The 11,839-nt window shown below is 34.8% G+C and carries 10 protein-coding genes; 7 read left to right on the forward strand and 3 right to left on the reverse strand.

From position 1 onward, the window contains the following. Positions 1-69 precede the first annotated feature (69 nt). Positions 70-630, reverse strand: a complete 561-nt coding sequence (locus tag N5O98_RS02720; protein WP_004313843.1) for a hypothetical protein — start codon at positions 628-630, stop codon at positions 70-72. A 286-nt stretch (positions 631-916) separates the two neighbouring features. On the opposite strand from N5O98_RS02720, the gene N5O98_RS02725 reads away from it, so the two are divergent. The 6 genes from N5O98_RS02725 (at position 917) to N5O98_RS02750 (ending at position 8,046) form a co-directional block, all read left to right on the forward strand. Continuing rightward, the gene (locus N5O98_RS02725; protein ID WP_004313842.1) at positions 917-2,722 is read left to right on the forward strand and encodes a transglutaminase domain-containing protein; all 1,806 of its coding nucleotides are present in this window, start codon (positions 917-919) and stop codon (positions 2,720-2,722) included. Positions 2,723-2,752: 30 nt separating this feature from the next. After that, entirely contained in the window at positions 2,753-3,805 is a 1,053-nt protein-coding gene (locus tag N5O98_RS02730) for a hypothetical protein (RefSeq protein WP_118161193.1), read from the forward strand. 7 nt (positions 3,806-3,812) lie between these two features. Beyond that, positions 3,813-5,354: a hypothetical protein gene (locus N5O98_RS02735; protein WP_008641715.1), complete on the forward strand. Its 1,542-nt coding sequence runs from the start codon at positions 3,813-3,815 to the stop codon at positions 5,352-5,354. 4 nt (positions 5,355-5,358) lie between these two features. After that, positions 5,359-5,817, forward strand: a complete 459-nt coding sequence (locus N5O98_RS02740) for a hypothetical protein (protein WP_008776122.1) — start codon at positions 5,359-5,361, stop codon at positions 5,815-5,817. Beyond that, positions 5,814-6,260, forward strand: a complete 447-nt coding sequence (locus N5O98_RS02745) for a hypothetical protein (protein ID WP_008641713.1) — start codon at positions 5,814-5,816, stop codon at positions 6,258-6,260. The genes N5O98_RS02740 and N5O98_RS02745 overlap by 4 nt, the downstream gene beginning before the upstream one ends. Positions 6,261-6,690: 430 nt before the next feature. Continuing rightward, complete coding sequence (locus tag N5O98_RS02750) at positions 6,691-8,046, forward strand: O-antigen ligase family protein (protein WP_225483861.1); 1,356 nt, start codon at positions 6,691-6,693, stop codon at positions 8,044-8,046. Between the two features lie 170 nt (positions 8,047-8,216). Here the strand turns inward: N5O98_RS02750 and N5O98_RS02755 are convergent, their stop codons facing one another. Together N5O98_RS02755 and N5O98_RS02760 are read right to left on the reverse strand one after the other, a co-directional pair. Beyond that, positions 8,217-9,560 carry an energy transducer TonB gene (locus N5O98_RS02755; protein WP_004310334.1) on the reverse strand — a complete coding sequence of 448 codons (1,344 nt, stop codon included), beginning with the start codon at positions 9,558-9,560 and terminating at the stop codon, positions 8,217-8,219. Positions 9,561-9,699: 139 nt separating this feature from the next. Beyond that, positions 9,700-10,983, reverse strand: coding sequence for a DUF2851 family protein (locus tag N5O98_RS02760; protein WP_118161194.1), 1,284 nt, complete (start codon positions 10,981-10,983; stop codon positions 9,700-9,702). A gap of 83 nt (positions 10,984-11,066) precedes the next feature. Here N5O98_RS02760 and dapB point away from each other — a divergent pair, with 83 nt between their 5' ends. Next, positions 11,067-11,831: a 4-hydroxy-tetrahydrodipicolinate reductase gene (gene dapB, locus N5O98_RS02765; RefSeq protein ID WP_032856028.1), complete on the forward strand. Its 765-nt coding sequence runs from the start codon at positions 11,067-11,069 to the stop codon at positions 11,829-11,831. Positions 11,832-11,839 lie beyond the last annotated feature (8 nt).

An 11,839-nucleotide genomic window follows, 5' to 3' on the forward strand; every position in this document is an offset into this window, starting at 1 on the left:
ATATTAAGTATTAACATCAAATGACTGGCTAATACTCAACACTTGATACTTAATACTTATTTCTCCTTTCTAAGGATGTATTTCTTTGAATGCGGCATTTTCTTCTTTCACATTCTGAATAGTCTGCTTTAACTCTCCAATCGGCAAGTCATATCCATACCAACCTGTATAGCAATCTACCACATACCATTTCCCGTCCGACTGCAACTCGAACTCGACACGCAAATCAACCTCGGATTCTTCATAGCCTGCCTCAAAGATTTTATGCTTCGGTTCATTCAACGTAAACTTGGAAACATAAATACCTCCCTCTTCCTGGGTGATACGTTCTTCCTTCATGGTTTCGCTATCCAGCAACGGCCACTTTTCCCGAGTGAAAGGGAATGTTTTCTCGGTTTCTCCGTCATCTGCCAACAAAGTGATCGGAGTCTTTAATGGGAACTTGATACGAGTATACTGGAAGGCTGCACTGGAAGTAAATTTATCCAGAAAGGATTTGAAATCTTCACCGTCTTGTGTAGTCAGTTCACTATCGGCTTTTGCCTTGGAACTATTACCGCAGGAGATAAACGAAACACCTGCGAGCAGCATCATAGCCAGCAAGCAGCATACAAACTTTTTAGCTCTCATAACACTATATAAATTAATAGTTTAATTGACGGCGCAAAGATAGTAACAAGTTTGGTTTTGCAATACTTTTATACATTAAAATTGGTTCAAATCAAGGCACAAAAGAAACTTCGTTATTACGTTCTAAATAAAAGATTTTAAAGAAATATCCGATTCCATTCGTCTACGGTCAAATAATGTACGTTTTCATCCTACTAATGTACCATTTACTCATACCTAAATACTTATTTCTCCTCACCTTTGTAACAACATACAAACAAAGAATACACTTTAACATTATAATACTATGAAAACAATTTACACCGTATTTTTACTTCTCTTGTTACTCAGTTGTACTTCATCCAGTGAAAAACTAGCATGGGAAATAGCAAACAATTCTCAAACAAATAAAAAGGAACTTACTCGCTTTTTAGAACATTATAAAACAAATAAGGACAAAGATAAATATAAAGCTGCTTGCTTTCTGATAGAAAATATGCCTAACAAATATTCCATCAATGGCAAAGAACAGAAAATATATGATATTGATATAGTAAAAGCTGACTCTCTCATAAAATCACTAGAGCATTCATTCTTTTTAAAAGAAAAGAGTCCTTATTTGAAAAATTATACATTCGAACAGTTCTGCGAATACATCTTACCATACAGAGTCGCTGATGAATCATTACAATATTATTGGAAATGGGACTGTAGTAGAAAATTTGAGAAACAATGTACCAACGATATTATTCAAACAGCACAGAATATAAATGCTCAAATTAAAATAGAGCTATCTCCCGAATTTTACAAAGATACATTAAAATCATATTCATCAATAATAAAGACAGGATATGGTAAATGTGATGATAGAACAGCATTAGTTACTATGGCCTTACGGTCAGTAGGAATTCCTGCCGCATTTGAATTTGTACCTTATTGGGGAAGCAATAACAATGGACATTCTTTTGTTTCAATTATATTACCAGACAATAAAATATATCCATTACAAAACACAGACAAACAAGCAAACGGAGATTATTACCTATCACGTAAAACTCCTAAAATATATCGTAAGATGTATTCAATACAAGATTTAGCCAAACACATCGACAATATTCCCGAATTATTTCGTCACAATGACCTACTGGATGTTACAAAATTGCACAACATCGGCTCTTGTGATGTTACAGTCTCGACTAATATAAATAAAGAAAAAGAAAATTTTTTATCTGTATTTTCCCCAAAAAGATGGGTACCTGTTGCTTTTTCCTCTTCTCAAACATTCCATCACATTGGGACTGGAAATATATACAATGTTGATCGTAATAAGGAAGCTATTGATTTAGGTGATGGCATAGTTTATCTCCCAACTCACTGGGTAAATGAAGAGGCCATTCCAATAGGCAGCCCAATAATAGTATCGGAGGATTCAGTAAGGGAAATAAAACCAGACACTAAACATCTTGAAAGAGTAGTATGTAAACGCAAATTCCCTTTGAATATGCGAATTGTTGATTTCTCAAAATTGATGATTATGGGAGTTTTTGAAGGGGCAAATAAAGCAGACTTTTCTGATGCAACGGAACTTTATAAAATAACAAAAACTCCGGAAAGCAAAATGCAAAAGATAGAAATATCTGCAGAGAAAGCCTATCGTTACATACGTTATAGAAAACCAAAAGGGACCTTTAGTATCGCAGAATTTTGTTTATATCAATCTGATGAAAAGCTTCTACCATTCCACCCTATAGCTTGTGATGCTATATACGAAGACAGTACTATGCTTAATATTTTCGATGGACAACCACTTACCTATTATCAAGTGAGTGGTGGCATAGACTTATGGGTTGGTGTGGATTTATATAAACCTGTGAAGATTTCAAAAATTGGATTTGCTCCACGTAATGACGATAATGCAATAGTTTCAACAGACACTTATGAACTGTTTTATTGGCAGGATCAATGGATAAGTTTAGGCCGGAAACGACCAATAGGTGATAGTGTCGTTTATGATAACGTACCTCAAAAAGCTCTGTTATGGTTGCGCAATTTGACTAAAGGCCGTGAAGAACGTCCATTCACTTATGAAAATGGGAAACAGATATGGTGGTAAAATTATTTCTAACTATTAAATAATAAAATTATGAAAAAAATTACTTTGTTTTTGTCCTTACTTTTAATAGGAAGTGTGGGCTTTTCACAAATTATTCCGGGCGTAAACATCGGTAAACGCAAGGAATATATGATGAGAACGTATAAAATCAATAGTCAAAAGGCAGATGAATACGAACAAATTCTATTCTCCTTACAGAAAGAGAATGACCAGCTAAAGAATCGGAAAATTAGCTCTACTCAATTTAAAGCGGAACAAAAAAAGCTTTATAAAAAATATGGTACAATAATCAGCCAAGCATTTTCTGGAGGAAAACATAAAAAATGGAGCTCTTGTACCCAAGAAATGGAACGTTACCAAATACTAAGTGAAAACAAATTTATTCCATATGAAAAAATGCGTGCTTTGTATAAGGCCGAATCGGAATGGGGCAAAGAACGAGATAAAATGCATAAAGATACTGGAGAAGCATGGGAAAAATATGAAAATAGTGATACTATGGTATCCGAGCTAAATATTAAAATAAAACAAATATTAGGAACTGAAAATGGGACTTGGTATATCGAATATAAGAGACTGTTCTTCAGAGCACTTGACAATATGGACAAATATGGAGTTACATACAAAGATGCCTTTACCATAGCAAAAATAGAAGATACGTATAAACAAAAACGTGCAAACATACTCAATAGCAATAAAAAAAATGCCGAAAGGGAAGTGGAACTGATGGCTATTGATGATGAGATGGCAAAAAAAATAGCAAAGACTGTTCCGTCTGTTTCTGTAAAGTGGAAAAAAGTAAATAATGCAGCATTAGATCATACTTTGAAATCAAGATATGGGCTAAATCAGGAGCAAATAAACAAATTCAAGACAGCTTATAATAAGTATGCAATTGAAGAATATAAGATTCTCAATCAGAAAAAACTGTCTGATAGCGATAAATACGACCAACTCTCCCAATTAGGTGAAACCTTCTGTAAGACAGTAAATCCTTTATTCAAGGTTGATAATTATAAAAAATGGTATGGTTGGTGGAAATACGATTTTGAAAGAAAAATGAAAAGAAAAGGATTAAAATGATTATTTTATGAAAAAATCAACTTATATTTATACTGTTTTATGTGTAATTGCAATTGTCATTAGTATAGTAAATTGCAAAGATGAAGATTTGCTAGAATCAGGTTTACAGACTGACATGAAAGATTTTAGTTTGCAAGAAGCTAAAAACTTTTTTCAAACTCAAGCTCATGCTAATTTAACATTAAGTCGTTCATTGGATAACAAAAGGAATAAAACAGTTTCCCCCGGTGATTTCGTACCTAACTGGGATGCAGCAGTCAGTTCTACCAACAACGGACTCGCTTGCTATGATATTCCTATAACTCCGACTTATCACTTTAAAGCAATTTATGTAGATGAAAGAAATGGCAAGCCTTCTGCAGGAAAAGTCAATGTATATCAGAAACTAGTGATAGTAAAAGATGTAAAGAGCAATAGAATGGATCAATACATCTTAACTTTGATACCCTCCAAATTATATGATAGTAGAAATGGTGCACAAACTTGTAACAACTTTATAAATTGTGCAGACAAGGGTGGTTTTACAGGAGTAGCATTATATTCCTGTGTATATTCACAAGTTACAGCTCGTATAAGTACTTTTAAGAACGGAGTAAAAACGAGAGGGGTATTTCTATTAAATGCTTCAGGGAAAACTAATTTATCAGATAAGTATGAGCAGGCTCGCGCATTAGCATCTACTGTATATATTCAAAAGAAAAAGATGGTCTTAACGCGTGGAGAAGATGACTATAACTACGATTATGATTATGGTAATGAAGATGATTACACTTATATTGGTGAGACACTTGAAGAAGTCATAATTACTCCAGAATCAAATAATAATGAAACAAGTGGCGGAAACGATGAATGGGAAATCATAGCACCTCCCGATAGTGGAACAATAGACCCCGAACCGACAGAACCGGAATCGACGAGTACGGAAGATGATACTGTGACAGAAAATAATAATGGTGACCAGAATTCTGATGAAAAATCTATTCCTTTATCTACAGCTGAAAAAAAAGCAGTAAATAGCCTTTTAATCCAACTAGAAAAGCTTAAGAATATTGATCGAACGAAATACACAATTGAAAAACAAAACTATTGTCGTTCAACTGCACGTACAAGCAAGGATGGAGTTCTTCAACTATGTCAATTATTTTTTAGCTCAGATAATTTAACAGAAATAGATAGAATAGCCACAATATGGCATGAGATGTACCATATTGACCATAAGCATTATGGAAAACTTGAAATGACTATTCTCGAAAAAACAATTGTCCTAAATCCTCCACCATATATTGAAAAGATATTGAATGAAAGATTAGATATAATGTATGGCAAATATATAATGACTCCCGAAACAAGAGAAGCTGATTTTAAGCAAGAATTAATCATTGATCGCTATGGAACAATAGAATATTATAAAAATGAATTAGAGACGCATAAAGCAGAACGCGAAAACTTTCCAGAGGTATCACATTATTATGAGAATGAAAGAACTTGGTTAGAATGGACTTATGAACAACTTCTAATAATTGCTACAGAACAATCATCAAATAAATAAAATTATGAATACAATTAAATCTTTTTTTATAAGTATATTATTGTGTATGTCAATTCCTAGCAAGGGACAAACACAGGATTTAGAAATTACTTTTGCTTATAATAGACAAGACAATGCTTTGATTCTAAAACTTTTCAATAATACGGATAAAGAAATAATAGTATTGAATCAAAGCCTATTGAATGAATCATCTGGAAGCTGCATTATTTTAACTGAAAAACATGATAATGGACAGAGTGATCTAATCATCTCGTTATATGACTATGAAGATGGACAGTGGATCCGTTCTAAAACAATAAACCCTAACGAAAGACTAGAACTTTTTTATTCATTTGAAGCTATCCCTGCAAATAATGTTACAAGAGCTAGATTATTCCTCTCCACATATTTTAGAGATAGGAAGACAGGAAAATTAGTTAGCAAAAGATATAAAAATGATTTACCCATAAAACAAATTAAATGATAACAAGTAAACATTTATTTATAGGTATTGTACTTTTGGGCATTTCTATTTTTTGTACCGCCCAAGAAGTAAAAATTGAATTTTCTTATGATAAACCGAATAATTCTTTAACCCTTATACTTACTAATAATACAGACAAAGAAATTTTAGTTATGAATCAAGGGCGGTTAAGTGAATTTAGTGGAAGCTATATTGTTTTAACAGAATCTTCTAATGGGAAAAGCGCGGATTTGACGATTTGTCTATTTACTCTTGAAAGCGGGAAATGGATATTACACAAGAGTTTATCTCCAAAAGGAAGAATAGAACTCTCCTATCCTTTGGATTCTATCCCAGCCAATAATGTAGTAAGGGCACATTTGTTTCTTTCAACATATTCTAATGATGAAAAAACAGGAAAACTAACTTCTAAAAGATATGAGAAGAATTTATATATAGATTAAGAAGTTTTATTATTATACGGTACAGTTCTGTAAAAATTAGTGCCGATCGATTATGAAAATTATTATTTTCCAGCATTCTTTGTGTAAAACAAAACCAAGAGTGCTGGAAAATTTAGATTACACATTGCTCATCTTTAGGATAAATCATATATAAATATATTTCCACTTAAATTAAATGTACCTTATAAACAGTATGAAAAGCTATTCTATTGAAAACATCAGAATACAAGATATATTACTTATATCAATTTGCATATTACTGTTCTTAAATAGAGCTGTACCTATTGACTACTCATCAATTTGGCGAGTGACTGTATTATGCCTTATATATACGTGTATACGCATTATGCCAAAACGACAGTGCTATTGCCTATTATACATAGTCTGTATTTGGGGAATTACCGAAGTAATCATTTCAACACTTCAAAAAGTGAATTATTTAGAGAGCAATCATCATGATTTCGGAATCACAGGAACGTTTGGAAATCCAGGACCATTAGGCGGATTATTAGCAGTATGCTGGATAGTATCTATTTTTTTCATTTATGAAAACATACAAAACAAGCATCGTATATTAACATTATCATTTTGCATGATAGCCTGTTTTATTTTATATGGTTTACTATTATCTGGTTCACGCGCCGGGTGGACAGCTGCATTGGTAGGAAGCATGATATTCCTATGGCAATGGTTAAAAAGAAAACATACAATCAAAGTCAAACCAACTCTTTTGAAATCAGGTTTTCTGCTTATCATCACCGTTTTTATCATATCAATCTACTTTATAAGAAGAGATTCGGCAGATGGCCGATTGCTAATATGGTATAACACAATAAAGATGATAGAAGATTATCCTCTATTCGGTATTGGGACCGGAGGATGGCAAGCTAATTACATGCTTTACCAAGCTGAATATTTCTTACAAGCTACAAATTCTCCATACACATTATTAGCTGACAACATTTTTTATACATACAACGAATTTTTATATATAACAGCAGAACAGGGAATAGTTGGATTAGTTGTTGTTTCATGGTTGTTTTATGCATTATTTAGTTATAAAGAAAAGAATAATACTGACCATTGTCTGAAATCCGCCTTAACCACTTTCCTAGTCTTCTCTTTTTTTTCTTATCCTGGCCAGGTTTTTCCATTAGAAATATTATTCATCAGCATAATAGGAATGATGAAAAGCAAAACCATAAAAGTGTTTACAATATCTATTTTAGCAAAATACATCGTTAGAAGTATAGCCTCCATCTCTATTATATGTATATCAATCTGGTCCTATCATATTTACCATAAAACTTTTACCACAATTATCAGGATAGTGGATAAAAATAAAATATCCGAAGAAGCCCATTCTCAACTATCCACATTATACCCATTATTTTGTTATAATCCACAGTTAATGTACATCTACTCAAAAAGTAGTTTGGAAGATTATCCTTTAAATACAAAACCACAAATATTACAAACAGCTGCCCGAATTGCTCCTAATAGTGAACTATATATCAAGATGGGAGATTTTTGGAAACAAAAAAGAGATTACGCTCAAGCTGAAGCATGCTATCAAACGGCTGCTGCCATGATTCCACATCATATCACTCCTTCGTACAAATTATTCCAGCTTTATATAGACAAAGGAAATATAAATGCAGCCATCGACATGGGAAATTATCTTTTAAAACAACCGATAAAGAAAAAAGGAACAAAAGCTTTACGAATGGAAGCTGAAATTTTAGAGTTTCTTCATAAAGAAAAGAATATAAAGAAAACACAATAAGTATCTACCACAGTACAAGTCAGCTATCACACATCTGCCATCTGTAACCCATTAGATTACTGAAGAAAGTCTATAAGCAGACTTTGGCTTCCTTGATAGAGACCGCAATATCTAATATTGGGGACTAAATTTTTTTCCTTGAAATTGTCTTTTTGCACAAATCTTTTCTTTTAATATCCCGCATACATTTTATAGAGTTTATCAAAATAATCTCTTGAAATATTACTATTCTTTCCGGCCATATTTTTGTAGTAATATAACATTCCTTGGTAATAAGCCTTATAGTCAAACAGTCCTTGATTATTAAATGGATAGTTCTGTATCGTTCCATCCCCCTGAATGAATCTATATGACGTACGCATCGGATTAGCTTGGAGGGCTATAAAATATTTACCGAAAATATCATAATAAGAATACTTACTGGATTGATTTTGTTTTCGCGGTTGCTTATTTACCCCAAATGAATAAATCGTTCGTACTGCGCTTTCTCCTTGCATCGCAGCGATCCATTTTGTTCGAGCGATAGCTTCTGTTACAATACTATCAGTTTCCGCGTCCGGACTGTTTGAAATTTCTATATGACTAGTCGTACCATCCTTTTCTATAACAAACGAGCCATTCAGAACCATTTTTTTATCAACTATAACATCACACATAATATTTTTCAAGAAATTACCCTCTTCATTGTATTTTGCCTTTATTTCTGGATTAAAAACGATCATATCCGGATCAGTTGGTTTGCTTCTTGTATTACAAAAAACATCATCACGATACACTATTAATGGCAAAAGCATTCCATCATTATCGGTTTTTATAATAATCTTATCACATATAGTAACATCAATTGGAGTTGTTCTATCAGCAATGGCCGGTTCCCATTTAGGAGATTTTTTTAATAAATCCTCTATCGCACATTTTACAATATCATTCTTACACTGTAATATAGATATATTATTTACCTTTCCTTTTTTAGTTATTGTATACTGAAAAAGTAATGTATCTGAATAACATTTCAGTGTTGATGGTATTTGAATATTGTTGTGTATCCATTGAACAAACTTGTCCCTGCTATTAAAAGGACTCGTAGGAATATTCGATAAACGCGGTGGAATATGCATAGTTACTTGTTGTATTTGTTCCCGTTTATCTTCAGGAATATATTGATGAAAATCAATTAGCATATATTTATATATATCTTTAGGTTGACTTCCATTATATCGACATCGAGGAGCTTTACTTATGACATCCATAATTTCTTTCTCAAAAGCAGGATTTAATGTATTCAGTATGCTTGTTATGAAAACTTTTCCATCCCAAGATGCACTAATACAAACTTGTTCAATGCCAGCTATTCCATATTTGTACGCTTCTTGAGGAAATTGAATATTACTTAAAATCCATGATGGCATCTCGTCAAGAGTCATTAAAGATTCTTTGGTACTTCCTGCATTTATCTGAGCAGAAGTATATACATTAAAAAATACAGCAATGAAAAGGCTAATAATTTTATTCATAATATTGTTCTTTCTATAAGATGTTTTGTTTATTGCACAATGTAAAGATAGTGATAAAATAAAAAAACGTATACATAGAAAAATACACTAACGTGGTAAAATTATACATATTTCATCGACCAAAGCCTTTTTTTCGAAGCTACTTTTTCCTCAAATATTCATAACCGAAGCGACAGTACAGACACTTTCGCTTATCACAGTACTCTTTTTGCAACTGTATCAATGCCTGACTATCCGCCGCACTGACAACCGGAAGCCCGGCATCACTCCACGAACGGATAATATGATTGCTCTCCGCCTTCAATTCTTCCAGAAAACGTCCGGCACGTTCACACATTCGTTCATCTGCCTTATGCAATCCGTAAGTATAAAGAAAAGGAACCACTGTATTAATGATAATCAAATCCTTGGAACGCTCTCCCATCGTCTTTTCCTTTTGTGAAGAAAGTCGCCCGAATAAATAATGATTCTCCCAATAGGAAGACGTACGTGTATCCAGTAAAGCTCTCACATCCGTCAGAGTATCCGCTTCCAGTAAACGTGAAAACAGCCTATCTCCTTTCTGATAGAGATAGGCCAACTGCGCCAAGCGAATATGCGGAAAGTTTTCCGGACGAAGCCGTAGAAAACGCCATAAAGTAGCATCCATCCCCTGCCCGATTTCAAATTTTCGCTGCAAATAACGAAACTCTTTGCAAAGACGAATACTATACTCGTCTTCCTGTTCCTTTTTCAGAAACGTTTCTTCCAACAATCCCGCCAAGCCATAGAAAAAAGCCTCTATCTGAAACAAATCATTCCGGTGCTTATCCATCGCACGAAATGGCAACAATCCCGCCCACGTTTCAAAAGTATCTCCATTCAAGCCGAAACCGAAATTACGGGCAAGGGTGATAAAGAAAGCATCTTCCCAATTATTGTTGCAAAGTTCGAGACGCTGCATGATTAACTGTGCTTTCTGCTCCAAACGCTCTGTTTGCAAAGCGGTCAGCCAGGAATGGATGGTAAGTTTGGGAAGAGAAGCAAGGATAGGATAGCAAGCCGGATAATGATCGGCTACGCAAAGTTCATGATAATGGGATTGCACATTTTCCGGACAAGTCAGCAATAGTTGTGGTATCTGTTCACCGTTGGTACGGGTTATTTCCGTATCCGCCTCGCTCACCACATGGAGAATCACAGAATCATAGGCTTTGTCGCAATCATGCCCGTGGCGAAACCAATCGGAAGAATGTGTATGTATTTCTATATTCCCTACCCATAAGGCACCATCAATCTTTAGTTTCGCGTTAAAAAAGTCGGGACCGGCATTCGGGTTTTGCAGACCGGAGTCAATCACTTCTACCGGTAAGCCGTTGGTGGTTTGCAGTACTTTCAGGGGAAATAATTTATGTTTCCACACGTAGTGGAGAAGATGTTCCATGTTAACAAGACGTTAATGTGCGCTGCAAATGTAATAAAAATCTTATCTTTGCGACTATTATTTTGAATATAAGTCAGAAAACAATGAAAATAGCACTGATCGGTTACGGAAAGATGGGCAAAGAGATAGAAAAGGTTGCCCGTAGTCGCGGACATGAAATCGTCTGCATCATTGACATCAATAATCAGGATGACTTCGAATCGGAAGCATTCAAATCGGCCGATGTGGCCATTGAGTTTACCAATCCGATGGTAGCTTACAGCAATTATATGAAAGCGTTCAAAGCCGGTGTGAAACTGGTATCGGGCAGTACCGGATGGATGGCCGAGCATGGCGAAGAAATCAAGAAGCTCTGCACGGAAGAGGGCAAAACACTCTTCTGGTCGTCCAACTTCAGCCTGGGAGTCAGCATCTTCTCCGCTCTCAACAAGTATCTGGCTAAAATCATGAATCAGTTCCCTGCTTATGATGTCACCATGAGCGAGACACATCATATCCACAAACTGGATGCTCCCAGCGGAACAGCCATTACATTGGCGGAAGGTATTCTGGAAAAGCTGGACCGTAAGGACAAATGGGTGAAAGGCACTTTCCTTGCACCGGACGGAACCATTAGCGGAACCAACGATTGCGCCCCAAATGAACTTCCTATCGCCTCTATCCGCGAAGGAGAAGTGTTCGGCCTTCATACCATTCGCTATGAATCTGATGTAGACAGCATAACTATCACGCATGATGCCAAAAGTCGTGGCGGATTTGTATTGGGAGCCGTACTGGCAGCCGAATATACTGCCACACACGAAGGTTTTTTGGGCATGAGTGATTTATTCCCATTCTTGAACGACTAAGATTTCAG

This window comes from Bacteroides sp. LFL-34 (assembly GCF_027257075.1).
Taxonomy (GTDB): Bacteria; Bacteroidota; Bacteroidia; order Bacteroidales; family Bacteroidaceae; genus Bacteroides; species Bacteroides ovatus.